The following is a 26,123-nucleotide window of genomic DNA, read 5'->3' as shown; positions in this document are numbered from 1 at the left end:
TAAAATATAGATAACGCATTTAACCAAGAGAGACAACAGTAAAGGAGAAAGACATGGGAAAAATTAAGTTTGATTACAGCAACGCAAAAGATTTTATCAGAGACCATGAGATCGACATGATCGAGAAGCAGGTTGCGGATGCGAAAGAGTATTTGCTGTCAAGAAAAGGCCCGGGAAATGACTTCTTAGGATGGATCGACCTTCCTGTGGATTATGATAAAGAAGAGTTTGCGAGAATCAAAAAAGCTGCAGAAAAGATTAAGAGTGATTCCGATGTATTGGTTGTCATTGGTATTGGAGGATCCTACCTAGGTTCCAGAGCCGTGATCGAAGGGCTGTCCAACAACTTTAACAATAAGCTGGACAAAGAAGTGAGAAAAGCTCCGGAAGTATACTTTGCCGGACATAATATTAGCGGTACATATGTTAAACAGCTGATCGATGTGATCGGAGACAGAGATTTCTCTGTCAATGTCATCTCTAAATCAGGTACGACGACAGAACCCGGCATTGCATTCCGTATCTTCAAAAAGCTTCTTAAAGACAAATACGGAAAAGAAGAAGCAAACAAGCGCATCTACGCCACTACAGACAAGGCAAGGGGAGCATTGAAGACACTTGCCACAGACGAGGGATACGAGACTTTCGTTGTGCCGGATGATGTAGGGGGACGCTTTACAGTCCTGACAGCCGTAGGACTCCTTCCGATCGCAGCTGCGGGAATTGACATTGATGAGTTTGTAAAGGGATTCCAAGACGGAAGAGAGATGTTCTTAAACGCACCGTTTAATGAAAATCCGGCGATGCTCTATGCTGCCATCCGAAACATTCTCATGCGCAGAGGAAAGGGCATGGAGATCCTCGCAAACTACGAGCCGAACCTTCACTTTATCTCTGAGTGGTGGAAACAGTTATACGGAGAAAGCGAAGGAAAAGACGGAAAAGGCATCTTCCCTGCATCTGTTGACTTCTCCACAGACCTGCATTCTTTAGGCCAGTTCATCCAGGACGGATCTTCCAATCACTTTGAGACCGTGCTGAACGTGGAAGAACCGGAATTAGACATTGTGCTCGAAGCAGAAGAAAACGATCTGGACGGATTAAATTATCTGGCAGGCAAGACCATGAACTTCGTAAACCAAAACGCTATGAAGGGAACCATCTTAGCTCATGTGGACGGAGGCGTTCCGAACTTAAGATTTGATATTCCTAAGATGGATGCATACCATCTTGCGCAGCTGTTCTACACATTTGAGTCTGCGTGCGGTATGAGCGGTTACTTAAACTGCGTAAATCCATTTGATCAGCCTGGAGTGGAAGCATATAAGAAAAATATGTTTGCCCTGCTTGGAAAACCTGGATTTGAAGACAGAAGAGAAGACTTATTAAAGAGATTATAGGAGAACAAATGAAAAAGATTGCACAGTTCCATAAAGTAAGTTTTGGACAGTTTTTAGAAAGCTGGCAGGATACCTTTGAGGGTACCTCCGAGGATGAAGTGAGACAGATTTTTGACAGTATTGAGCTTCCAAAGAGGGCCACCAGAGGTTCCGCCGGATACGACTTTTACAGTCCGGTTGATTTTGAACTCAAACCGGGTGAGACGATCAAGATACCGACAGGCATTCGTGTGTATATGGAAGAAAGCTGGGTACTGAATCTGTTTCCGCGCAGCGGCCTTGGGTTTAAGTTCCGCCTTCAGATGAACAATACGGTGGGGATCATCGACAGTGATTACTTTTATTCAGACAACGAGGGACATATTTTTGTCAAGCTCACCAATGATTCCAATGAAGGAAAAATTGTGAGAGTAGAAGCAGGAACAGGGATCGTACAGGGTATTTTTATGGAATATGGTGTGACCATAGACGATGATGCAAAAGAAGTCCGCAACGGCGGATTCGGCAGCACAACCAAATAACAGAAAAAAGACCTTGCCTTTAAAGGGCAGGGTCTTTTTTTGACAGAAAGTATATGCCTGAATATGTAAATATCACGTTTTTGAGAGTTAGTGGCCAATGATATGATATTCAGGAGAAAAGTTATATAACTTCCATAATACCTTCTAGTATAGAAACATCTGTAATGAAAAAAAGGTGAATAACTTCAGGAATCTTCCTGATGTTCCATCTGTTCCAGTTCTGCAGGGGTATGACCGGAAGCTATGAACAGGCGGGTGTCCGCATAAAGATCCATCATCCTCCCCGCAAAGTTGTCTGCCTGTTCCTGATCTGCGAAGGCTACATCGCCTTTTTGAAGCATCTCAAAGATCTGTTCCGGATCAGCTCCAACCTTCATAATATAAGAGATCCGATTTGTGAGATCCACAGCTTCTGTCACTTTAAATCCCAGCACATCAACCAGATAAGAAGTAAATTTCAGAGATGCCTGACCGTTATCAAAGGTTCCCTGAAAAATTTCTTCACGGGATGGATGATAATAGGCATAGTCCTTCCGGATCGAAGAAATATCCTCAAGGAGGCTGGGATCTTCAAGAAGCATAGAGTCTACAAACATTTTATTATGATATCCGAAACTGAAGGCATGAGGGCTTGGCAGAAAATAAAGGTTGATCAGGTCCCTGGGCGTGATCTGTACCTGCTCATACTCGTTGTACAGTTCTGCAATATGCTCAAGCGGCGCGGCTCCGAAAATACGGACACAGTAATAACAGTACTGAATCTGTTTCCATGTCAGCTCCCTGCGTTTCCTGAAATTCTCAGTATTCATGGCGGAGTAGGATGCAGATACATCCGGCGGAATATAAATTTCGTCATCCTCATCAACGGCACAGTAGCCTCCATCCAGAAAGGCATCAAAGATATCTTCGTCATCAATGGGGAAGTATCCATCCAGCGCAGCTTCAAATGCCCGGATCTCAAGATCCGTAAGGGTCAGAAAAAAGCTGCCCATAGCGTCAGGTTTTATGATATATTTAGAAAGATATGAGGCCAGATCAGGCTTTTCCATCTGTGAACAGTGGTCCAGCTGATGGATATGGGCAATCTCCAGAAGATCGTCTTTTGTATACTGAAGATAAACATCCCTGAGGGAATCGGAAGAAAAAGAGGGCGGGACGTCTTCTGTTTTTTTTCTGAGGATTTCTGAAGGCTCCATTGTTCCGTCCTCCAAGAAGCAGAGGTTTTCCTTCATAGAGAGATTGAGATCTTCCAAACGGGTATCTGCACGGAAATCACCTTTATATTTTATGATTTCCGGAAAACGGTTTTGGTAAGCGGGGATTAATTTTTCTGTCTCTATCCGAAACTCTGTCTTTCCCTTTAAAATATATGTGTAATCAATAAATTGTTTATCCTTCATGTAAGAATCGATCAGCAGAGAATTATCAAAGATTCTTTGATGGTGCACAGGGATTTCAAAACGAAACAGACACCGCCCGGATTTTTGGAATGCGGCCTGTATAATTTCGTGGAGACCGGAAAATGATATACAGTCAGGAATGAATATACGTCTCCACATCGGTGGCCTGCTGTTTTTTATGATGACTTTTATCTGATATCCGCCCATAATCAACCTCCTGTCTGTAATGCTTGTGCCGAAGTTTTATTACATTCATTTTATCACATAAACAGGGCAGAAAAAAGACGGAGCAGGAATCCTCCTGATCCGTCTTTTCTGTCATAGATTCATGATTATGAAAACTGTCCTACCCAGGTCTCGATCTTGGCACCGATAGCTTCTGCATCCTCCATGGAGGAACCTTTCACCCCATAGTAGAACTTGATCTTAGGCTCGGTTCCGGAAGGACGCACGCAAAGCCATGCGTTGTTTTCTAATTCGTAATAGAGTACATTAGAAGCTGGAAGTCCGGTTGGCACTGTCTCACCGGTGGTAAGATCCGTGATCGTGTCGTTCTGGTAATCGCGGGATTTTAATACCTTGAGCCCTCCGATTTCTTTCGGCGGGTTCTCTCTCAGAGACTTGAGCATGTTCTGGATCTTTTCAGCTCCGTCCAGTCCTGCGAATTCAAGGGCTTTCACTTTATCCAGATAATAGCCGTACTTCTCATACATGTCGGTCATTGCATCCCACAAGGTCTTGCCCTGAGTCATATAATATGCAGCAGCTTCACAGAGTGCCACGGTTGCGGATACCGCATCCTTATCCCTTGCATAAGTTCCGATCAGGCAGCCGTAGCTTTCTTCCAGACCGAACAGGTAAGTTCCTTTGCCTGTATTTTCAAAATTCAGCATCTGCTGTCCGATGAATTTGAATCCTGTGAGCACTTCGATCAGGTTTACGCCGTAGCCCTCAGCCACTGCGTCTACCAGATTGGTTGTGACAATCGATTTTACAACGGCTCCGTCATCCGGAAGTGATCCGTTCATGGCTTTCTTCTGGCTTAGGACATATTCACACAGAAGAGAACCGGACATGTTGCCGGTCAGAGCGATATAGTCTCCGGTCTTTGAATCTTTCACATAGACTCCGAGACGGTCGGCATCAGGATCTGTTGCCAATACAAGGTCGGCATCCTTTTCTCTGGCAAGCTTCAGGCCAAGTTCAAATGCCTCTTTGGATTCCGGATTTGGATAGCTTACGGTTGGAAAAGCCCCGTCGGGAAGTTCCTGCTCCGGCACTACATAGACATTCTGGAATCCTAAATCTTTTAATACGCGGCGGACAGGGAGATTTCCTGTTCCGTGCAGAGGAGTATAAACAATTTTTAATTTGGATGCCATCTGGTTAATCGCATCCTGATTATGTACTTGCTTTTCTACTTCGGCGATGTATGCATCGTCGACTTCTGAGCCGATTACCTCATATAATCCGGCACTGACTGCATCCTCCCTGGACATGGTCTTAACCTTGGAAATATCTGTGACGGCGTTGACCTTGGCGGTTACCCCTTTGTCGTGAGGCGGCGTAAACTGCGCACCGTCCTCCCAGTATACTTTATAGCCGTTATATTCCGGAGGATTGTGGCTGGCAGTAATGTTAATTCCAGCAATGCAGTTATAGTAGCGGACTGCAAAGGACAATTCCGGGGTCGGACGGAGTGATTCAAAAATATATGCTTTGATGCCGTTTGCTGCCAGGCACAGCGCTGCTTCGTCAGCAAATTCCGGAGACATATGCCGGGAATCAAAAGCAATGGCAACGCGCTTTTTGTCCGTGCCCTGTTCCAGAATGTAGTCTGCGAGTCCCTGAGTCGCCTTGCGGACTACATAGATATTCATACGGTTGATGCCGGCACCGATGATCCCGCGAAGGCCTGCTGTTCCAAAAGCCAGGTCAGAGTAAAACCGCTCTTTGATCTCATTGTCATCATCCTGAATGTTCTTAAGTTCCTCTTTTGTAGCTTCATCAAAATATGGATTGTTAAGCCATTCCTGATATGTTTCCTGATAGTTCATAGTAGTGCTCCTCCTTTACGTTTTTCCTTATGTTTTATTATAACTTATCTGGGCCTAAAAAACATTATAAAAGTTGTGATATTGTAAAAGAAATTTCTCTCTTTTTTCTTTTAAATCAACAATATCCTGAAGCTTATTGAGATATCTTGGAGATACCCAGTGTTTTTTATGATTCATGTACTGATTTGAGATTTTCCAAAGCTTTTCCGGGTATAAAAAAAGCACATACAAAAAAGAATAATCATTCATTGTGAGGCGCTGAACCTTACTGTAGCCTTTCAGCATAGTCTCACAGATACTGAACTGATACTCATTTTTTTCCAGAGCCTTTCGGATAAAATAATACAGATCGGTCAGAGGATAGCCATAATAAAAATGTTCAAAGTGAAGTGTAGCAGTCCCATGGGGTCCCATCAATACATTGTGATGGTTGTAGGAACCGTGGCACCATCCTTCCCTTAACCCTGTAAGTTCTTCCATTTTTGCGCTGGAATCCTCAAGCTGTTTCCAAAATGGCTGAATTTCCTGCAAAAAAAGATACTCGAAGTCTCCTTTGTTTTTTCTGCTCCCGATATATTTCCAAATACTTTTGAGCTCCCGTCTCCGCTGATGATAGCTTTTTGTCAGGGAGAAATGAGGCGTTCCGTAGTCCGCACGGTAGGGAATTCTGCCTGACGCGCGGTGGAAAGAGGCAAGATTCCTGCAGGCGGAAGACAGATCGGAAGGAGAGTGGATATTGCATTCTGTACCATTGAAAGTCCTTCTCATAACAAAAGGCTCATAGTATTTATCATAAGAAATAAATTCATGTTCTTTGTTTTCGATATATTGGTCAATTTTTGTAAATCCCTGGTCAATCAATTCTTCTTTCCACTGATGCTCGACAGCCAGACGTTCTTCGGACAGTTTCGTAGCAGACAGGGCAAATAACCCCTGATCAGTGCCGCAGATGATCTCGCCGCGGCCTCTTTTTAAATAATCAACATGCAGATCATATTGATCTAAAAGTATTTTGTATTTGTCGTTCACAATATGCCCTCCTCAAAGTTCTACCTCTAATTGTATGTGTCCGGGGTGCCGGATATGATATCGTCTTGTAATTCGGAAAAAAATGAAGTATACTGGTACTAATCTAAATGTTACAAATGTTACAGAAGTACAATTGGAGGAACGAAATCATGAGAAAGAAATATTTACTTATAACATGTATGCTGATGATCGGGGCTGTCGGCCTGATGGCATGCGGAAAGAAGAGTCCGAGTTCCGAGGTTTCCACAGAAGCCACAACGGCTGAATCAGAGGAGACGACGGCCAGCGAGGAAGTTTCTACGGTGGCTACCGAGGAGACGGAAGCGACAACGGAAGCGGGCAAAACTACCACAGAAGCGACGATCGCAGACAAAAAGGATGAGAAGAAGAAACCGGTAAGTGCAACTGGAGTGTACAATGGTTTCGGCGACAGTAATTCAGTGGAAGTAAAGATGTCCAACGGGGAATACAAGACGTTCATCATTGAGGATGAAAAGGTTATGGATGCCTTAAATGACATGGAACCGGGCACAAAGATCTCCTTTACTTACGGAGCATTGGAAGGCCAGGCAAACATGCAGATTTTATCCGTGAAGAAAAAATAAGCGTAAAAAGCACATAGGAATTTATGGTTCCTGTGTGCTTTTTCTTACAATGAGGGGAAGGGCATAGGTATGAAAAAATCAGGAAAAATATTTCGGAGACTGACCGTTCTTTTATTTACAGGATTGCTCAGTATTACATTTTCAGCTCCGAGGGAGGCTTCGGCAGCATCTGCAAAGTATGCAGCTTATTCAGAAAACAATATTTATAAAGTGGGAAAACACCGCTATAAGGCATCAGTCAAAAATCAGGGAAGCCGTCCGAAAGCCATGCTGTATCGGAAGAAAAAAGGAAAATGGAAGAAACTGCTGACGCATCAGAATACTTATGGCATAACGGTAAAGGCCGAATATGGAAAATGGCTGTATTATTCTGTTTACCCCTATGATTCCGATCAGCATCTGTATCGTTTTAATCTGAAGACGAAGAAAAAGTATCTTGTGCGACGGAACGTGCGTCACATGCTGATTTCAGGAAACAGGCTTTATACAAATGGATTTGCCACCGATGCGAGAAGTGTTCCGATCTATGTGAGCAGGACAAACGGCAAAAAGGCAAAGTGCATCACGAAAAAAGCCAACCAGGCGAGGATGAAAATCTATGGAAAACGGCTTTATTATCTGGAATGTACTTACAACCGGCAGTACACAAAGAGTACGGACCGCCTTGTGAGCAGGAAGCTTAACGGAAAAGGCAGAAAGGTTCATTCAAAAAAGATCAAAAGCCCGTCTTCGGTGCTGTCTTTCAGCAGCCGGTCACTTGTCTATGCAAAACCGGTCTCCGGGACAATGAGATATTACAGAATCAATCTTAAAACAAAGAAGCAAAAAAGAATCTATCCCTCAGCACGCAGGGTAGATCAGTGGATACGGAACTTTTATTAAAAAAACCGCGGCAGGACTTTAAAGTCTGCCGCGGCTTTTTGCTGCCGTCTCTGTTTTCTTAATAGTCTTCTGAATGAATCTGGAAGAATTTTTTCGGATGTGCACAGACCGGACATACTTCAGGCGCCTCGGTTCCGTAATGTACATGTCCGCAGTTTGTACAGATCCATGCCTGTTCAGTATCTCTCTTGTAAACAATCCCTTTGTCGATATTTTCTGTCAGCTGCTGATAGCGTTCGTCATGGCGTTTTTCGATGTCTGCAACCATCTCAAACAGTGCTGCGATTTCATCGAAACCTTCCTCTTTTGCTTCTTTGGCAAACGTTGGATACATATCTGTCCATTCAAAATTTTCTCCCGCAGCAGCATCTTTTAAGTTCACTTCTGTTGAAGGCATTCCGTCATGTAATAGTTTAAACCAGATTTTTGCATGTTCTTTTTCATTTAATGCGGTTTCAGCAAAGATGTTGCCGAACTGCACATAGCCGTCTTTTTTTGCCTGGCTTGCATAAAAATCGTATTTTGTACGTGCCTGTGACTCCCCTGCATATGCAGCCATCAAGTTCTGTTCTGTCTTCGTTCCTTTTAAATTTGGCATTCCACATAACCTCCTGATTCTATAATAGTAATTATTATTGTTTTATTATCTCAGATATAAGTACATAAGTCAATACATACTCTGTTATTATTATGGTACAATAAGGATAAAATATTCAATTAATGGACGCATTGTATGCTTAAAGGAGGCGGCCCTATGAGAATGTATGATCTGATCTTGAAGAAGAGAGATGGGTATTCCCTTTCAAAAGAAGAAATCAGGTGGATGATAGACCACTATTTACATGGAAATATTCCGGATTATCAGATGTCGGCAATGATGATGGCAGTGTATTTCAGGGGAATGGACACACAGGAAACCTTTGAACTCACGATGGCCATGGCAGAGAGCGGCGACCGGCTGGATCTGTCCGGAGTTCCGGGTATAAAAGCAGATAAGCACAGCACCGGAGGAGTGGGGGATAAGACCTCTCTTGCGCTGGGACCGCTGGCGGCATCCTGTGGTGTTCCTGTGGCAAAAATGTCGGGAAGAGGACTGGGGCATACAGGAGGCACCATTGATAAACTGGAAAGCATTCCGGGATTTCAGACTGCGCTTACAGAAGAGAGGTTTATGGAACAGGTAGCATCCGTGGGCATAGCGATCATGGGACAGACAAAAGACCTGGCACCGGCAGATAAGCTTTTATATGCACTTCGTGACGTGACGGCTACCGTAGATCAGATCTCGCTGATCGCCAGCAGCATTATGAGCAAAAAGCTTGCAGCCGGAGCAGATGCTATACTTCTGGATGTGAAGTGCGGCAGCGGTGCTTTTATGAAAAACTTTGAGGATGCAAGGAAGCTTTCGGAGGCTATGATCCGGATCGGGAAAACTGCCGGAAAAAATATGGCAGCGGTCATATCGGATATGGATCAGCCTCTGGGGAGAGCAGTCGGCAACGCGCTGGAAGTAAAAGAGGCCATTGATACACTCAAGGGAGAAGGCCCCGAAGATTTTACGGAGCTTGTGCTGACACTTGGCTCCCGGATGCTCTGTATGGCAGAGAGAGCAGAAACGCCGCAGGAGGCACAAAAAATATTAAAACAGAAGATCACGGACGGGAGCGCGCTGCATAAATTCACAGAATTTGTCATGGCACAGGGTGGAGATCCGTCCTGGATCGAACATCCGGAAAATTTCTGCAGGGCAGATTATATAGAAGAAATCCCTTCTGTAAAAACTGGATTTGTCACTGCCTTTAATACCCAGGAGATCGGGGTCTGTTCTCTCCTGCTGGGCGGAGGAAGAGAGACGAAAGAAAGCGCGGTCGACCCGTTTGTGGGACTGGTACTCCGGAAGAAAAAAGGAGAGTCAGTAAGAAAAGGAGAAGGGCTGGCAGTCATATACGCCAATGATAAAGAAAAGCTGGCAAAAGCAAAAGAGCATTTTTTGAAAAACGTAACAATTGAGTCTGAGAGGAAGATGCCGGAGCCGCTGATCAAAGAGATACTTTCTTAAAAGAATTCATGAGAAGCTTTCTTTTTTCATATGTTAATAAAAAAACGGAGCGCTCTATGAAAAGATATATCTATATCATGTTATTCATGATGACTTTAGGCTGCTTTTGTGCCGGATGTTTAAGACAGGAGAAGCATGGCGCAAAAGAGAATGTAGACTATGCAGTCTGCAAAAAAGAAAATCTGCCGAAAGAATTAGCGGCAAGAATTAATGAACAGAAGGATAAAGTTTTTCATTTTACGTATTCTATGAAAGAGACAATGTACTATGTGATCGGATATGGGAAACAGACCGGAAGCGGATATAAGATCCGGGTGAAAAAAATGACTATGGATGAAGGCCATGTCTATATTGACACGAATCTGATCGGAGTTCCGAAGCGGCAGCAGGAAAAAGGATATTCGTATCCATATATCGTGATCAAGAGCCAGAATTATGAAAAAGACGTAGTATTTTTGTGATATGTCACAAAAACTTTAGAATTGTTTTATTGATTTTCAAGCAGTGAAACCATATAATGGAGTCTATAAATGCTTGAGAAGATCGAAGGAGGAAAAGCGTTCGTGGATAATAGACAGAAGAAACCGGATAAAAATAACAAGAATTCGATTCAGATGATTATATCGATTTTGATTACATCCATTTTAGTGGCTGTCTTGTTTAACTTTGTAGTAGGCAAATGGAAAAACGGTACAGAGACCGAGATTTCCTACGGCAAGTTTGTCAAGATGATCGAGAAAAAAGAAATTAAAAAGGTTGTGTTTGAAAGTGATGTGATCACGGTCATCCCGAAAGAATCAGAGAACCCGCTGTATAAGACTACATACAAAGTAGTCCAGCTTCCCGTACCTGATTATCAGCTGGTCAACCGGCTGGAGAAGGCAGGGATCGAAAATTACCAGGCAAAGGCAAAGGACGGATCTGAGGTCCTGATGAGTGTTCTTGTGAGCATTCTGCCTGCCATCATTATCTTTGGACTGCTGATGTTTATGATGCGCGGAAAGAGCGGCATGATGGGCGTAGGAAAATCTAACGCCAAGGTCTATGTGGAGAAAAAGACAGGTGTCACTTTTGCCGACGTTGCGGGACAGCAGGAGGCCAAGGAGTCGCTGACCGAGATGGTGGATTTCCTGCATCACCCTGACAAGTATTTAAAAATCGGTGCGAAACTGCCCAAGGGAGCACTGCTTGTGGGGCCTCCGGGTACCGGTAAAACCCTGCTTGCCAAAGCAGTGGCGGGAGAAGCAAATGTTCCGTTTTTCTCCCTGTCCGGTTCTGATTTCGTAGAGATGTTCGTCGGTGTCGGTGCGTCCAGAGTCCGTGACCTGTTCAAGCAGGCACAGTCTATGGCTCCGTGTATTATATTTATAGACGAGATCGATGCCATCGGAAAAAGTCGTGACACCGGCATCCAGGGCGGAGGAAACGATGAGCGGGAACAGACATTAAACCAGCTTTTATCAGAGATGGACGGATTTGATACTTCCAAAGGACTTGTCATTCTGGCTGCTACCAACCGCCCGGAAGTGCTGGATAAAGCGCTTCTGCGCCCGGGACGCTTTGACCGGCGCGTCATCGTAGAGCGTCCGGATCTGAAAGGAAGAATCGAGACATTAAAAGTCCATTCCAAAGATGTCAAGATGGATGAGAGCGTAGACTTTGAAGAGATCGCCCTGGCTACATCAGGGGCAGTGGGGTCGGATCTGGCCAATATGATCAACGAAGCGGCGCTGGCCGCCGTCAAGGCAGGAAGGGAGTATGTGTCTCAGTCAGACCTCTTTGAGGCTGTAGAAGTAGTCATCGCCGGAAAGGAAAAGAAAGACCGTATCCTCGGCAAAGAAGAAAAACAGATTGTTGCATACCACGAGGTGGGACATGCGCTTGTCATGGCGCTTCAGAAGGAGTCTGAGCCGGTGCAGAAGATTACCATCGTTCCAAGGACCATGGGAGCGCTCGGATATACGATGCAGAGACCGGAGGAAGAGAAGTACCTGAATAAAAAAGACGAGATGCTGGCAGACCTGGTATCTTTCTTTGGAGGCCGTGCGGCCGAAGAGATCAAGTTCCATACGGTGACAACCGGCGCGTCCAACGATATTGAACGGGCCACGGCCATCGCAAGAGCCATGGTGACACAGTACGGTATGTCAGAAGAGTTCGGCCTGATCGGTCTGGAATCCATTACCAACCGTTACCTGGACGGACGTCCTGTTATGAACTGTGCGGAATCCACCGCCGCAAAGGTAGACCAGGTGGTTATGGAAATCTTAAAAGATGCATATAAAAAGGCACTTGACCTGATCAGGGCCAATATGGACATCCTGGATGAGGCGGCACAGTTCCTGATCGAGAAAGAGACGATCACGGGAAAAGAGTTTATGGAAATTTTTAATGCCAAGAAAGAATCTTCTGAACAGGAAGAGGAAGATTTCAGCGAAGATGCTAAAAGCTCAGCGGCAGATGATGAGATGGTACAGGAACAGCCGTCAGAAGATATGGAAAATAATCCACAGGATATGTAACATTCTGGTTATCCCATGTATAGATTTGACAGGATTCGGTTATAATGATACAATAAAGTTTACAGTATACAGAAGGTGTCACGAGTTCTGTATAGATAGAATGGGGTGAAAGAATGACACAGATGGATATTCAATGCATTCGTAAGTCAATTCAGGAGCGCATTGGCAGCAAAATCAAGATCAGCTCAAATAAAGGTAGACACAAGTTTGTAACTTCACAGGGAGTCATTACGGAGACATATCCGAACATTTTTCTGGTAGAGATTGAAGACGACAGCAGTACCAAAAGTAAAACGGTCAGTTTCAGTTATCAGGATGTGATCACGAAAGATGTCAGGATGATGCTGCTGGAAGGCTGACACTGTACCGGATACAATTTTAATCTTGAAGGAATAGATTCCTTCCTGTCTGAATATATTTGTATATACAAGACAGGGAGGAATTTTTTATGGATTTTAACAAAAAGAATTTTTATGGAATCGTCGCAAAAGAACGAAAGCAGGTACAAATAACAATCGACCAGGACTGTAATGTGCCTGATACGAAGCCGGATGTGGAGAAGATGATTCAGACTAAAGGGCTGGTGATCATGCAGGAGACAGAGATGATGGTGGACCGTATCCGGATCAAAGGAGAATTCCATTTTTCAGGTCTGTACGGGACAATTGATGCCAGGACCTATTTAGAGTCTCTGGATTTTGTTCTCCCTTTTGAGGAGTATATACATATGGACGGCGCTGTGCCGACAGATTATGTGAAAGTTTCTTATGTCATTGATGACATCAACACAGTGCTGATCAATTCCAGGAAACTGAGTATAAGGATTCTTCTGACTCTGACCCTCCATGTCAACGAGGAGATTAAAGAGGAAGGCATTATCGATGTTCTGGGCGACGGAATATCTTCCCTGAAAAAGGAAGTCCAGGTGACAGACCTGATCGTCAATAAAAAGGATATTGCCAGAATGAAAGAGGAACTGGTGCTGCCGGCCAATAAATCCAACATCTATGAGATACTCTGGAGCCAGGTGGAGCTTGAGAATGTACAGGGAAAATTAAAAGACCACAGCATCGACATACAGGGTGATATGCATGTGTTTATCTTATATCTCGGAGAGGATGAACAGCTTCCGGTCCAGTATGCAAGATGGGAGATCCCGCTGCATACAGAGCTGGAGTGTTATGAATGTGCACCGGGAATGATCGGCAAGATCCACATTTCCCTTGGAAACCATCAGCTGGAGATTCGTCCGGACGTGGACGGAGAAGAGAGAGTGGTATCGGTTGACGCAACTCTAGAGTGTGATATTAAAGTCTACGAAGATCAGGTGCTGTCTTATGTGGGAGACTGCTATACAATGAAAAAAACACTGGTGCCGGAATACAAAGACTTTGCATTTGAATCTCTGATTGGAAAAAATCAGGCTACGATGAAGATGGCGAAGCGTTTTTCCATCGAGCAGGAGCCGGGAAAACTTTTGCAGGTGCTTTCTGTGAAAGGAAGCTGCAATATAGACGATGTGGAAGTCAAAGAGCAGGGGCTCCAGGTGGAGGGTGTCCTGATGGCAGATGTTCTGTTTTTGTCCAGTGAGGACCAGAACCCGGTGATGAGCAGTTCCTACATGGAACCGTTCTCTTACTTTATTGAGGCTAAGGGTCTGATGAAAGAGGACGATTATCAGCTGGATGTTATGCTGGATCATATCAGCGCCACACCGACGGAAGGGGATGAGATCGAGATTAAAGCAAATGTGATATTTGACTTCATCTCTTTCCACAAAAAAGCAGAAAAGATCATGACAAATGTTGCTGAGCAGCCTTTGGATTATGAAGAACTGCAGAAGATCCCGGGAATCGTCGGATATATCGTGAAGGACGGAGATACTCTGTGGTCCATAGCAAAACGTTATTTTACTACCGTTGACGATATCCGCGATCAAAATGAGGGTATTGAGGAAGTAAAGCCGGGTGATAAACTGTTAATTGTCAAAGAAATTGGATGGAATTGATAAATAGGATTGCATTTTTATAGGAACAATACTATAATGTTCTGTATACAATACTAAGTTTCAGCGGTAGGAGACAGTGAGGAGTACAGATGAAAAAGGTAGTTCTGAAAGCTTATGGAAAAGTAAATTTAGGGCTGGATGTAGTAAGGCGGAGAGATGACGGGTATCATGAAGTAAGGATGATCATGCAGACGGTGGGTCTTTTTGACCGGCTGGAGCTTAAAAAGACTTCCGGTGATTCCGTTACACTTTCCGCCAATCTTAGATTTCTTCCGGTCAATGAACAGAATCTTGTCTGTCAGGCCATTGCAGCCGTAAAGAAAAAGTATTCAATCAAAAGCGGCGTGGAAGCGTATCTGGAAAAGCGTATCCCTATCGCCGCAGGCATGGCGGGCGGAAGCTCTGACTGTGCCGCAGCACTGAGAGGAATGAACCGGCTGTTTGAACTTGGACTTAAGAAAGAGGAACTGTGTGAGATCGGAGCCGGGCTGGGAGCGGATGTGCCTTATTGTGTCATAGGAGGAACCGCACTGGCAGAAGGGATTGGAGAAAAGCTTACAAAGCTGCCTCCTGTGCCGGACTGCCATATACTGATCGCCAAGCCTGGGGTCAGTGTGTCCACGAAAACTGTGTATGAGAATCTGGACGTGCCGGGCCTTTTATCACACCCGGATATTACAGGAATGATATCTGCCATTGAAAATCAGGATTTGAAGGGGATCACGGGGAGGATGGAAAATGTTCTGGAGACAGTCACCATACCAAGATACCCTGTGATCCATGAGATCAAAGAGTTCCTGCTGAAACAGGGCGCCGAGAGTGCACTCATGAGCGGGAGCGGACCGACGGTATTTGGAATATTTGCTTCAGAGGAAAAGGCGCAGAGAGCCCTTTCCAATCTAAGATCTTTTGAAGATGTGAAGCAGGCCTATGTGGTAGCGCCGGTCAATAGAGAATCATAATTGGAGGGAACGAAAGATGAGCAGTGATAAATTAAAAGTGAACGTCAATGAATATCTGCCGCTGAGGGATGTGGTGTTTAATACACTCAGACAGGCAATCATTACCGGAGAGTTTGTACCCGGAGAGCGTTTGATGGAGATTGCCCTGGCAAACCGTCTCGGAGTCAGCCGTACCCCGGTCAGGGAAGCCATAAGGAAGCTGGAGCTTGAGGGTCTGGTCGTCATGATTCCGAGAAAGGGCGCGGAAGTAGCCCGCATCACGGAAAAAGATTTAAGAGATGTCCTGGAAGTGAGAAGCTCTCTCGAAGAACTGGCGGCAGGACTTGCCACGGAGCGCCTGGATGATGGTTCCAGAGAGAAGATTCAGGAAGCCCTGGACAATTTCCGTGAGGCGATCCAGACGGATGATAATCCTAAGATCGCAGACTGTGATGTGGAATTTCATGATGCCGTCTTTGAGGCGACTCAAAATAAGCGGCTGATCCAGATCATCAATAATCTGAGAGAACAGATTTACCGCTACCGTCTGGAATATGTCAAGGATACGGCATATCATGCGGTTCTTCTCAAAGAACACGAGGAACTGGTGGAAGCCATGTTCGCAGGCAACAAAGAGAGAGCGAAAGAGATCATGAAACGTCATATCGACAATCAGGAAGAGACGGTAATCAAAAAGATCCAGGAAGAAGAAAAATAGGTCCGTGGACTTTCAGACAGAACTCTGTGCGTGCGCATAGAGTTCTTTTTTTTGCTCATACTACTTTCAAAGGTGGTGTGAAAAAATGGATCGATTTCATGATAAAAATCACAAAATGAAAGGTAAAATATCAAAGGATCTGGAGCAGAATATTGCATATCTCGAAGCGGTATTTTCAGACTGCAATGATATTGTAAAAAAGAAGTTTTACGTTGGGAAGAAAAAAAACACAGGAATGTATGTGATCTACACGGACGGTCTTGCCAAAGCTGACATGATCCAGGAAAATGTATTGGAACCTCTCCTCACAGACCCTCTTCACCCTCTGAAAGAGTCTGTGACCTCCTGGGTCATTGAGAGTGCAGACCGGAAGATGGTCACGACCATGGATGAAGTTGTCACGGCCGTTTTATCAGGAGATACGGTACTGTTTTTTGACGGGCTTGATCAGGGAATTTTTATATCCAGCAAGTTTTTCCCTACCAGAGGAGTGCAGGAAGCTGACAGGGAAGTAGCCATGATCGGTCCGAAGGACAGTTTTAATGAAAGCCTCAGGACCAACACGGCTCTGATCCGAAGGCGGGTCAGGGATACGAGAATGAAGGTTGTCCAGCTCAGGATCGGAACAAGGAGCAAAACAGATGTAGCGCTTATGTATATTGAAGATCTGGCCAAAGATGAGGTAGTAAAAGAAATAAAAAAACAGTTGGATGAACTGAATATTGACGGAATTTTTGACAGCGGAATGCTGGAACAGCTCATGGAGCAGGACAGCAAATCTCCGTTTCCCCAGTATCAGCTGACTCAGAGACCGGACAAAGCGGCAAGCGGACTCATGGAGGGAAGAATTGTGCTCGTGGTGGATAATTCTCCGGAGGTCATTGTGCTGCCGGTGACACTGAACATTTTCTTTCAGGCCAGTGATGATTACTATAACCGGTGGGAAGTTGCCACATTTGCCAGAATCCTTCGATACATTTCTTCTTTTATTGCCATTGGGCTGCCGGGATTTTATATTGCCATTGCAAATTATCATCCCGAGATTCTTCCCACACCATTTATGCTGTCCATTGTGTCAGCCAGGGAGGGAGTGCCTTTCCCTGTGGTTGTGGAAGTACTGCTTTTGGAACTTGCGTTTGAACTTTTAAGGGAAGCGGGTATCCGCCTGCCTGGACAGCTGGGCGGCACCATAGGAATTGTAGGAGGTCTGATCGTAGGACAGGCGGCGGTTGACGCTAATATTGTCAGCACAATCGTGGTAATTGTTGTAGCCTTTACAGCCATCGCGTCGTTTTCTATACCAAATGAGAGCTTTTCAGGGGTGTTCCGGCTATTGAGATTTTCTATTATGCTTGTCTGTGCGATATGGGGGCTTTATGGATTCTTTCTCGGATTCCTTGCGATTGCGATCCATTTAATGAAGCTTCAGAGCTATGGGATCCCGTATCTGTTTCCGACCGTATCAGCCACGGTGGAAGAGACGGACCCCTGGGAGGACTATATGGTGCGGATGCCTATCAGGCGTATGATCTTCAGGCCATGGTTTACGAAGGACGGGGCGAAAAAACGTCAGGGAAGGAGGAAACATCATGTGGACGGCGAATCTTGAAATTTCTAAAAAGCAGGGAAGCAGGATCTTTCTTCTGGAAACCTTCTGCGGAGTGGGCATGTTCCTTCCCCAGGCAGCTGCCCTGAAATCTGGTGAAACAGGGCTTTATACGGTACTCCTTGGAGCCATTGCCGCAGTCTGCTATCCATGGCTTGTACAAAAAGCAGAAGGCAGTCTGACTATGGAAGAAGTATTAAAAAAACACCGGGTGATTTCCTTTCTCTATTATGTGAGATTTTTTATAAACGCTGCATTTTTTTATGCATACATGCTGCTCTTGGCCAGAGTGTTCCTGCTTCCGTATATGAATATTTACTGGATCGGGCTGCCGGTTATTTTTCTGGCTTTCCGGATGAACGGAGAGGGGCTGGACGACAGGGCAAGAGTCATGGAAGGGCTGTTCTGGTTTATTCTGATCCCATTTATTTTTATCCTTCTTCTCAGCATGACGGAGTTTTCTGTGAAACCCTTTCTGATCCGGCAGTTTGAACCGAAGAACCTGGCGGTGGGCGGATTGTATGTGCTCGCACTGTTTCATCCTATGGAACTGGTGTGGTTTTATCAGGGGCATATGAAGGAAAAGGGAATGAATAAAAAGACACTGCTCGGAATCATAATTTTATCGGCGGGAGTGTTTGCCGCCACGGCGGGAAGCCTGGGGCTTCAGATGATCAGGAGGGACCCGTTTCCGGTGATCTCCATGGCACAGAATGTAGCAATGCCAGGGGGGATCATGGCAAGGCTGGACATTTTTCTGATCGCATTCTGGATTGTTGGAGTTTTTTGTGTGCTGAGCGGATACCTGTTCTATGGAAACTGGAGTTTTGAAAACACATTTGCGGGAAAAAAGAAATGGGGCAGATGGATTTCCTACGGCGGACTGTTTTTAATCACCGGATTTCTGATCCCCATGGTCCGTCTTTGGGAAAATTATATTTCTGTGTTCCTTTTTGCTAATCTATTGCTGGGAATTTTAATTCCGGCAGTTTTGTTTTGGCTGGAACGGAGAGGAGGCACTCATGAAAAAGATCATCATTAGCCTTTTGATGGCCGCAGTCACTGCAGCGGCACTTACGGGCTGCAAAGAAGCCGGGGACATCGAGGACAGCAGTTATGTTTTGGCAATGGGCATTGAAAAGACAGAGAACGGGTATCTGATCGATTATTCCTGTGCAGATTTTTCCAAGGCTCAGGACAATCAGGGAACGAAAGTGCCGTCCAAGTCTGTGGTTTACTCAGGCAGGTCTTTTAATGAGACAAATCAAAGTTTTGAGCAAACTCAGCCGAAAAAATTAAACTTCGGGCATTTAAAGGTGATCGTATTTACCAACGGACAGATTGATGATACTATGATAGAGGAGCTTTTAGATCATTCAGAAATCGCAAAATCCGTGCTGATTCTTAAAAGTAAAAAACAGTTAAAAGAGCTTTTTTCGATCGAGAAAGATCTGCCTGTCTCATTTGGTGAATACATGGTCAAAGGCATTGAAAGTTCCCCAAAAGTGAAAAAGCCCAAGGATCTGAGCCTTGGCAGGATTTACGGCAGAAAGTGACAGAAATCAGTCTTGACTTGGATCGGATGAGATGGTAAGATGGATACATTCACACAAGATATAGTAGAATAATAGATCATATTAAACAATATATAGTAATTTGATTAAGAAAATAGCGAAGAGTCCCCTGCCTGCGGTGTCTCCTGCTTTCAGCGGGATATGCCGCAGGCAGGACGATGCTCTGGGAACAGTCAGGGAGGAGAGAGTATGATACGGGTAGTAAAGAAAGATGGAACAAAAGAAGATTTTAATATTCAGAAGGTGGTGACGGCAGTAAATAAATCCGCCTACCGTGCCCTTGTGAAATTTACGGAAGATGAGCTTGATGAGATCTGCCGGTTTGTCAATGGGAGAGTGGACGAGCTTAATAAGTCAGAAGTACATATTACGGAGATGCACAATGTAGTGGAAGGGGCTCTGGAGAGGGTAAATCCCGGCGTGGCCAAAAGCTACCGGGACTACCGGAACTATAAACAGGATTTTGTGGAAATGCTGGATGATGTGTATAAGAAAAGCCAGTCCATCATGTACATAGGAGACAAAGAGAACAGCAATACAGACAGTGCCCTTGTGTCTACAAAGCGGAGCCTGATCTTTAATGAGCTGAACAAGTCTCTGTATCAGAAGTTCTTTTTAACGACCGAAGAGATCCAGGCCTGCCGGGACGGTTATATTTATATCCATGATATGTCGGCCAGAAGAGATACGATGAACTGCTGTCTGTTCGATGTGGAGGCCGTGTTAAAAGGCGGATTTGAGATGGGGAATCTCTGGTACAATGAACCAAAGACGCTGGATGTAGCCTTTGACGTCATAGGAGATATCGTACTGAGCGCTGCGAGCCAGCAGTACGGCGGGTTTACGGTGCCAAATATTGAACTGATTCTGGAACCTTATGCGGAGAAGTCTTATGAAAAAGGCATTGAAAAGTATGAAGCCCTCGGCCTTTCCAGAGAGCGGGCGGAAGCTGAGTCATTGAAAGATGTCCAGAAAGAGTTCTGTCAGGGATTCCAGGGGCTTGAATATAAGTTTAACAGTGTTTCTTCCAGCCGCGGAGACTATCCTTTTATCACAGTGACCGCGGGAACCGGCACAGGCCGGTTTGCAAAGATGGCAGCGATCACGATGCTGGATGTCAGGAGGAGAGGACAGGGAAAAGAAGGACATAAGAAACCGGTGCTGTTTCCAAAGATCGTATTTCTTTATGATGAAAATCTTCATGGACCGGGCGGAGAACTGGAGGATGTGTTTGAAGCTGGAATCCGCTGTTCCAGCAAGACGATGTATCCTGACTGGCTGAGCCTCACAGGGGATGGATATGTCCCTGACATGTATAAAAGATATGGAAAGATCGTAAGCCCGATGGGCTGCCGTGCCTTTTTATCCCCCTGGTATGAAAAGGGAGGGGCAGAGCCTCTGGACGAGCAGGACGAGCCGGTCTTTGTGGGCCGCTTTAACATCGGGGCGGTAAGTCTGCATCTGCCGATGATCTATGCAAAGGCAAAACAGGAAAGCCGTGACTTCTATGAAGTGCTGGACTATTACCTGAATCTGATCAGAGAGCTTCACAGAAGGACCTACGATTATTTGGGTGAGATGAAAGCATCCACAAATCCTTTGGCATACTGTGAGGGAGGTTTTCTGGGAGGGCATTTGGGCCTTCACGACAAGATCAAGCCTTTGCTTGCGTCTGCCACAGCTTCTTTCGGCATCACGGCGCTCAATGAACTTCAGCAGCTGCACAACAAAAAGTCCATTGCCCAGGACGGCGCATTTGCATTGGAGGTCCTTGAATATATTAACAGCCAGGTAACGAAGTTTAAGAAAGAAGACGGACATTTGTATGCGATTTATGGAACACCGGCAGAAAACCTCTGCGGACTTCAGGTGAAACAGTTCAGAAAGAAGTACGGTGTGATCGAGAATGTCTCTGACCGGGAATATGTGAGCAATTCTTTCCACTGCCATGTTTCTGAAGACCTGACACCGATCGAGAAACAGAACTTAGAAGGACGTTTCTGGGAAAAATGCAACGGCGGAAAGATCCAGTATGTGAAGTATCCGATCAGCTACAATAAAGACGCTATACGGACACTGGTAAGGCGTGCCATGGACCTTGGCTACTATGAAGGGGTGAATTTATCCCTGTCATACTGTGACGACTGCGGGCATGAGGAGCTGGAGATGGACGTGTGTCCGGTCTGCGGAAGCAGCAATCTGACGAAGATCGACCGAATGAACGGCTATCTGTCTTATTCCAGAGTCAAGGGAGACACGAGACTCAATGACGCAAAGATGGCGGAGATTGCCGACCGCAAGTCGATGTAGAAAGGATTGATATTATGGTTTATATTGGTGCAGTACTTTGTATTGTTGGTTTGGGAATTTTAATTCAGCCTGTAGTAAAACAATTTTTGAAGATACGCCGGTATTCTGCGAAAGTGCATGCAGTTTGCACCGGACAGAAACCATATATCAATTATCTGAACTTAAAAATGAAAAATCCTGTTTTTACTTATACATATAAAGGCGTTGAGTACAGTTCGGTTCTCAGGCTGTATAAATACAGGGAAAAAGAAGAATATGCAGAAGGCCGGGAGACCGAAGTACTCCTGGACCCTTCAGATCCAAAGGAGATTTTTATACCGCAGCCATTTGTGTCTTTACTTGGGACAGAGCGTCTTCTGCCGTTTCTTGTCTTTGCAGCGGCGGGACTGTGGATGATATTAGCGTAGAGGTGGGAAGTATGAGGTATCACAACATTACAAAGGACGATATGCTGAATGGGGACGGATTAAGAGTTGTCTTATGGCTGTCAGGATGTACCCATCAGTGCAGAAACTGCCACAATCCGGTTACCTGGGATATCCATGGCGGACTGGAGTTTGACAGGGAAGCAAAAGAAGAACTGTTTAAGGAGCTCGGCAAAAATTATATCAGTGGTCTGACGTTAAGCGGAGGAGACCCTCTGCACCCTGAGAACCGGGAGCCGGTGGGACAGCTGGTAAAAGAGGTCAGAGAAAAGTTTCCGGAAAAGACCATATGGATGTATACCGGTTTTCTGTGGGATGAAGTCTGTACTCTGGATGCCGTAAAAAATACCGATGTTCTGGTAGACGGTCGTTTTGAGGAGGATTTAAAGGACACCGCTCTCAAATGGAGAGGCAGTTCCAACCAGCAGGTGATCGATGTGAAAAGGTCGCTGGATCAGATGAAAAAAGTACTGTACATAAGATAAAACAAGGCTTGACGGCCTGCCTCTTCCGTGATACAATGTGTAAGCTAGACTTTAGCGTTGGAAGAGGTCTTTTTTTTATGCCTTATTTTAAAAACAATGGAGGTGGAAGTTGTGCGCACAAAAATCACATTAGAATGTACAGAATGTAAGCAGCGTAATTACGATATGATGAAGGATAAGAAAACACATCCGGAACGTATGGAAACAAAAAAATACTGCAAGTTCTGTAAAAGACACACATTACACAAAGAAACTAAGTAATGCACGTTTATTTAAGGAAGTGAGAACATGAAGAATACCAGCAAATCAAGCAAAACCAGCTGGTTCAAAGAATTGAAATCAGAATTCGGAAGAATCATCTGGCCTTCTAAAGAACGCATTGCCAAAGAAACGGGCGTTGTGGTCGTGTGTGCTATTATCATTGGTATTATTATTGCTGTTCTGGATTTGGGACTTCAATATGGAATCAAGATGTTAGTAGGGTAAAGGTAAGGAGAGCATATGACAGAAACAAATTGGTATGTAGTTCATACCTATTCCGGATATGAGAATAAAGTAAAAGCAAATATCGAAAAGACGATCGAGAACCGCAAGCTTCAAGATCAGATTTTAGAAGTCCGGGTACCGCTTCAGGATGTAACGGAACTGAAGAATGGTGTAAAAAAACAGGTTTCCAAGAAGATGTTCCCAGGATACGTGCTGATCCACATGGTGATGAACGACGACACATGGTATGTTGTCAGAAACACCAGAGGTGTGACAGGATTCGTAGGCCCTGGTTCCAAACCGGTCCCATTGACACCGGCTGAGATGAAGCCATTGGGAATCAGCGTGGGCGGTACAAATGAAGAAACGCCTAAGAAGGAAAAAATTGATATTGATGTTGAAGTAGGTGATATCATTGTTGTTACTTCCGGTGCTTGGGAAGGTACGACAAGTGCAGTTACCGTAGTAAATGAGCACAAACAGACAGTGACCATCGAGGTGGAGATGTTTGGACGTGCCACATCAGTAGAAATTGATTTCTTAGATATCAAAAAAGCAGAGTAAATGACAAAACCTCTGCACGTAACAAGGTGGGAGGGATATCTCCCGTAATTACCACAATCATCAGGAGGTTAACGATTATGGCAAAGAAAGTAGAAGGATATATTAAACTTCAGATTCCGGCAGGAAAGGCAACACCAGCACCGCCGGTAGGACCTGCACTTGGTCAGCACGGTGTAAATATCGTACAGTTTACAAAGGAATTTAATGCAAAGACTGCAGATCAGGGAGACCTGCTCATTCCTGTTGTAATCACAGTATACCAGGACAGAAGTTTCAGCTTTGTGACAAAGACTCCTCCGGCAGCAGTTTTATTAAAGAAAGCCTGCAAGATCCAGTCAGGATCCGGAGAGCCGAACAGAAAGAAAGTCGCAACAGTATCCAAAGCAGATTTACAGCAGATTGCTGAGACAAAGATGAAAGACTTAAACGCTGCATCAATCGAAGCTGCAATGAGCATGATTGCAGGAACAGCAAGAAGCATGGGAATCGAAGTGGAGGAATAGAGCACTTAGCGAGTGGGAGTGGAACGAGCACGAGGTTAGTGCGAATTCCGTTCGAAGGAACTTAATGAGCGGGAGCCGACAGGCGAACTGCGAATTTAGTGAATCGAACTTCCTTAGCTCGATTTGAATTTAGTGTGAAAGCCGTTACCGAGACTCAGTGAAGGCGAGTCGAAGACGAAGCCTGAACGCTTAGTCGAGTGTAACTTCCTTAAATTTAGAAAGTGGGAGGGTTGCTCCCGATATGACCACAGGAGGTATTTTTAGAATGAAAAAAGGTAAAAGATATGCAGAGGCTGCCAAATTAGTTGACAGAACGAAACTGTACGATGTACAGGAAGCAGTATCTGTAGTAAAAAAAGCAGCGAATGCTAAATTTGATGAGACGATCGAAGCACATCTCCGTCTCGGAGTAGACGGCCGTCAGGCAGATCAGCAGATCCGTGGAGCAGTTGTACTGCCTCATGGAACCGGTAAAAAAGTTCGTGTTCTTGTATTTGCGAAAGATGCAAAAGCAGAAGAAGCAAAGGCAGCAGGAGCAGAGTATGTCGGAGCAGAAGAACTGATCCCTAAGATTCAGAAAGAAAACTGGTTTGACTTTGACGTAGTAGTTGCAACACCGGACATGATGGGTATCGTGGGACGTTTAGGACGTGACTTAGGACCAAAAGGCTTAATGCCGAACCCGAAAGCCGGTACTGTGACAATGGACGTTACAAAAGCGATCGAAGACATCAAAGCAGGTAAGATCGAATACAGACTGGACAAGAACAACATCATCCACGTGCCAGTCGGAAAAGCTTCTTTTACAGAAGAACAGTTAGCGGACAACTTCCAGACGTTAATAGATGCTATTATCAAAGCAAAACCGTCAGCAGCAAAAGGTCAGTACTTTAAGAATGTGACAATCACTTCTACAATGGGACCTGGAGTTAAAATTGACACAGGCAAGTTTGCTTAAATAAAATAGTTAAAGTTATGACAAACCCCTCTATCTTTTTAGAGGGGTTTTTGAATGCAGTAAATTGTGTGCCATGCGTGCAAAAAGAGAGGAAAATATGAAGGATTTAACGGTAGGGAAACCATTTGAAGTCATCGGAAAATTTGCGCTCCCTATGATTCTCAGTATGATATTTCAGCAGGTGTACAGTGTTGTGGACAGCATTGTGGCCGGCCGGTTCATTGGAGTCAGTGCACTGGGAGCAGTAGGTGCGTCCCAGCCTATTACAGTTATTTTTATTGCCATAGCCGTTGGGACCGGCATGGGAATTAATGTTGTGATATCGGGCTTTTTCGGAGCAAAAAAATATAAGAGAGTAAAAAGCTGTATTTCCACGGCGGTGATCACGATCGTAATTATGAGTGCTGTCCTGACTTTCTTAGGGCTGCTGGGCTGCCGGTGGATGATGGGAGCCATGTCCACTCCGGGGGATATATTTGAGGATTCTGCGCTGTATCTCAGGATTTATATTATGGGAATTATTTTCCTGATGCTTTATAACGGTGCGAACGCTATTTTCACAGCGCTGGGAGATTCTATAACTCCGCTGATATTTTTGATCTTTTCATCGGTCCTGAACATCATTCTGGATGTACTGTTTGTCACTGCCTTTTCCATGGGTGTCGCAGGGGTTGCCTGGGCTACCTTTATAGCCCAGGGCATTGCCTCTGTTCTGGCGGTGGTCACGGTATTTAAAAAGAATTCCAAAATACAGGCCGGAAATTATCGGAGATTCAGTCCTCTTCTTCTGAAAAAAATGACATGGATCGCGGTTCCGAGTATTATGCAGCAGTCTTTTGTATCGGTGGGACAGCTCTTTGTACAGGGACGCATCAACAGCTTTGGGTCTGTGGTCGTGGCAGGATATTCGGGAGGATTTAAAATACAGATTTTTATCCTTTCGGTGCTTGGAACTGTCGGCAATGCAGTTTCAAGCTTTACGGCCCAGAATGCGGGCGCGGGAAAATGGGAGAGAACAAAGGAAGGCACCAATGCCGGGATTAAAATGATTGTGGCTATGGCCGCCGGCT

27 protein-coding genes are annotated in these 26,123 nt (G+C 44.9%); 23 read left to right on the top strand and 4 right to left on the bottom strand.

What is annotated here, in order from left to right; translation table 11 throughout:
* Nucleotides 1-53: 53 nt before the first annotated feature.
* Both QVP35_RS10270 and QVP35_RS10265 read left to right on the top strand, forming a co-directional pair.
* On the top strand, nucleotides 54-1,400 hold the full coding sequence (locus QVP35_RS10270; protein ID WP_006568159.1) for a glucose-6-phosphate isomerase: 1,347 nt from the start codon (nucleotides 54-56) through the stop codon (nucleotides 1,398-1,400).
* Nucleotides 1,401-1,408: 8 nt separating this feature from the next.
* Nucleotides 1,409-1,921, top strand: coding sequence for a deoxyuridine 5'-triphosphate nucleotidohydrolase (locus QVP35_RS10265; protein WP_006568160.1), 513 nt, complete (start codon nucleotides 1,409-1,411; stop codon nucleotides 1,919-1,921).
* Between the two features lie 185 nt (nucleotides 1,922-2,106).
* Here QVP35_RS10265 and QVP35_RS10260 read toward each other — a convergent pair whose 3' ends face one another.
* The 3 genes from QVP35_RS10260 to QVP35_RS10250 form a co-directional block, all read right to left on the bottom strand.
* Complete coding sequence (locus QVP35_RS10260; protein WP_009290200.1) at nucleotides 2,107-3,528, bottom strand: IS1096 element passenger TnpR family protein; 1,422 nt, start codon at nucleotides 3,526-3,528, stop codon at nucleotides 2,107-2,109.
* Nucleotides 3,529-3,653: 125 nt separating this feature from the next.
* The gene (locus QVP35_RS10255; RefSeq protein WP_009290199.1) at nucleotides 3,654-5,378 is read right to left on the bottom strand and encodes a phospho-sugar mutase; all 1,725 of its coding nucleotides are present in this window, start codon (nucleotides 5,376-5,378) and stop codon (nucleotides 3,654-3,656) included.
* 54 nt (nucleotides 5,379-5,432) lie between these two features.
* Nucleotides 5,433-6,407, bottom strand: coding sequence for a phosphotransferase (locus QVP35_RS10250; protein ID WP_006568164.1), 975 nt, complete (start codon nucleotides 6,405-6,407; stop codon nucleotides 5,433-5,435).
* 149 nt (nucleotides 6,408-6,556) lie between these two features.
* Between QVP35_RS10250 and QVP35_RS10245 the strand changes: the two genes are divergently transcribed.
* A complete protein-coding gene (locus QVP35_RS10245; protein ID WP_022261120.1) occupies nucleotides 6,557-7,012 on the top strand; it encodes a hypothetical protein in 456 nt (151 codons plus the stop codon).
* A 69-nt stretch (nucleotides 7,013-7,081) separates the two neighbouring features.
* Nucleotides 7,082-7,894, top strand: a complete 813-nt coding sequence (locus tag QVP35_RS10240) for a hypothetical protein (protein WP_009290196.1) — start codon at nucleotides 7,082-7,084, stop codon at nucleotides 7,892-7,894.
* 58 nt (nucleotides 7,895-7,952) lie between these two features.
* Here the strand turns inward: QVP35_RS10240 and rbr are convergent, their stop codons facing one another.
* Nucleotides 7,953-8,492 (bottom strand): rubrerythrin, encoded by a 540-nt coding sequence (rbr, locus tag QVP35_RS10235; RefSeq protein WP_006568167.1) that lies wholly within the window; start codon nucleotides 8,490-8,492, stop codon nucleotides 7,953-7,955.
* 156 nt (nucleotides 8,493-8,648) lie between these two features.
* Between rbr and QVP35_RS10230 the strand changes: the two genes are divergently transcribed.
* The 19 genes from QVP35_RS10230 to QVP35_RS10140 form a co-directional block, all read left to right on the top strand.
* Complete coding sequence (locus QVP35_RS10230; protein WP_009290195.1) at nucleotides 8,649-9,953, top strand: pyrimidine-nucleoside phosphorylase; 1,305 nt, start codon at nucleotides 8,649-8,651, stop codon at nucleotides 9,951-9,953.
* Nucleotides 9,954-10,009: 56 nt separating this feature from the next.
* Complete coding sequence (locus tag QVP35_RS10225; protein WP_009290194.1) at nucleotides 10,010-10,414, top strand: protease complex subunit PrcB family protein; 405 nt, start codon at nucleotides 10,010-10,012, stop codon at nucleotides 10,412-10,414.
* Between the two features lie 69 nt (nucleotides 10,415-10,483).
* A complete protein-coding gene (ftsH, locus tag QVP35_RS10220; RefSeq protein ID WP_009290193.1) occupies nucleotides 10,484-12,475 on the top strand; it encodes an ATP-dependent zinc metalloprotease FtsH in 1,992 nt (663 codons plus the stop codon).
* Nucleotides 12,476-12,588: 113 nt separating this feature from the next.
* Complete coding sequence (locus tag QVP35_RS10215; protein WP_006568171.1) at nucleotides 12,589-12,834, top strand: Veg family protein; 246 nt, start codon at nucleotides 12,589-12,591, stop codon at nucleotides 12,832-12,834.
* 89 nt (nucleotides 12,835-12,923) lie between these two features.
* Complete coding sequence (locus QVP35_RS10210; RefSeq protein ID WP_009290192.1) at nucleotides 12,924-14,483, top strand: DUF3794 and LysM peptidoglycan-binding domain-containing protein; 1,560 nt, start codon at nucleotides 12,924-12,926, stop codon at nucleotides 14,481-14,483.
* An 89-nt stretch (nucleotides 14,484-14,572) separates the two neighbouring features.
* The gene (ispE, locus tag QVP35_RS10205; RefSeq protein ID WP_009290191.1) at nucleotides 14,573-15,445 is read left to right on the top strand and encodes a 4-(cytidine 5'-diphospho)-2-C-methyl-D-erythritol kinase; all 873 of its coding nucleotides are present in this window, start codon (nucleotides 14,573-14,575) and stop codon (nucleotides 15,443-15,445) included.
* Nucleotides 15,446-15,461: 16 nt separating this feature from the next.
* Entirely contained in the window at nucleotides 15,462-16,142 is a 681-nt protein-coding gene (locus QVP35_RS10200; RefSeq protein WP_006568174.1) for a GntR family transcriptional regulator, read from the top strand.
* 85 nt (nucleotides 16,143-16,227) lie between these two features.
* Nucleotides 16,228-17,751 (top strand): spore germination protein, encoded by a 1,524-nt coding sequence (locus QVP35_RS10195; protein WP_022261119.1) that lies wholly within the window; start codon nucleotides 16,228-16,230, stop codon nucleotides 17,749-17,751.
* A complete protein-coding gene (locus QVP35_RS10190; RefSeq protein WP_009290189.1) occupies nucleotides 17,732-18,790 on the top strand; it encodes a GerAB/ArcD/ProY family transporter in 1,059 nt (352 codons plus the stop codon). Before QVP35_RS10195 ends, QVP35_RS10190 begins: the two co-directional genes overlap by 20 nt.
* Entirely contained in the window at nucleotides 18,771-19,304 is a 534-nt protein-coding gene (locus QVP35_RS10185; RefSeq protein WP_009290188.1) for a Ger(x)C family spore germination protein, read from the top strand. Before QVP35_RS10190 ends, QVP35_RS10185 begins: the two co-directional genes overlap by 20 nt.
* Nucleotides 19,305-19,511: 207 nt before the next feature.
* On the top strand, nucleotides 19,512-21,632 hold the full coding sequence (gene nrdD, locus QVP35_RS10180; protein WP_009290187.1) for an anaerobic ribonucleoside-triphosphate reductase: 2,121 nt from the start codon (nucleotides 19,512-19,514) through the stop codon (nucleotides 21,630-21,632).
* A 14-nt stretch (nucleotides 21,633-21,646) separates the two neighbouring features.
* Entirely contained in the window at nucleotides 21,647-22,039 is a 393-nt protein-coding gene (locus tag QVP35_RS10175) for a hypothetical protein (protein WP_009290186.1), read from the top strand.
* An 11-nt stretch (nucleotides 22,040-22,050) separates the two neighbouring features.
* The gene (nrdG, locus tag QVP35_RS10170; RefSeq protein ID WP_006568180.1) at nucleotides 22,051-22,542 is read left to right on the top strand and encodes an anaerobic ribonucleoside-triphosphate reductase activating protein; all 492 of its coding nucleotides are present in this window, start codon (nucleotides 22,051-22,053) and stop codon (nucleotides 22,540-22,542) included.
* A gap of 96 nt (nucleotides 22,543-22,638) precedes the next feature.
* Complete coding sequence (gene rpmG / locus QVP35_RS10165) at nucleotides 22,639-22,803, top strand: 50S ribosomal protein L33 (RefSeq protein ID WP_207727542.1); 165 nt, start codon at nucleotides 22,639-22,641, stop codon at nucleotides 22,801-22,803.
* 27 nt (nucleotides 22,804-22,830) lie between these two features.
* Nucleotides 22,831-23,028, top strand: a complete 198-nt coding sequence (gene secE, locus QVP35_RS10160) for a preprotein translocase subunit SecE (RefSeq protein ID WP_006568182.1) — start codon at nucleotides 22,831-22,833, stop codon at nucleotides 23,026-23,028.
* 15 nt (nucleotides 23,029-23,043) lie between these two features.
* The gene (nusG, locus tag QVP35_RS10155; protein ID WP_006568183.1) at nucleotides 23,044-23,592 is read left to right on the top strand and encodes a transcription termination/antitermination protein NusG; all 549 of its coding nucleotides are present in this window, start codon (nucleotides 23,044-23,046) and stop codon (nucleotides 23,590-23,592) included.
* A gap of 77 nt (nucleotides 23,593-23,669) precedes the next feature.
* Nucleotides 23,670-24,095: a 50S ribosomal protein L11 gene (gene rplK, locus QVP35_RS10150; protein WP_006568184.1), complete on the top strand. Its 426-nt coding sequence runs from the start codon at nucleotides 23,670-23,672 to the stop codon at nucleotides 24,093-24,095.
* A 265-nt stretch (nucleotides 24,096-24,360) separates the two neighbouring features.
* Complete coding sequence (gene rplA / locus QVP35_RS10145) at nucleotides 24,361-25,053, top strand: 50S ribosomal protein L1 (protein WP_009290185.1); 693 nt, start codon at nucleotides 24,361-24,363, stop codon at nucleotides 25,051-25,053.
* 97 nt (nucleotides 25,054-25,150) lie between these two features.
* On the top strand, nucleotides 25,151-26,123 hold a 973-nt coding region (locus tag QVP35_RS10140; protein WP_330361324.1), incomplete at its 3' end, for an MATE family efflux transporter.

This window comes from Anaerostipes sp. CAG:276 (genome assembly GCF_000432215.1).
GTDB classification, from domain to species: domain Bacteria; phylum Bacillota; class Clostridia; order Lachnospirales; family Lachnospiraceae; genus Anaerostipes; species Anaerostipes caccae.
This window is presented reverse-complemented; position numbering and strand designations above follow the sequence as displayed.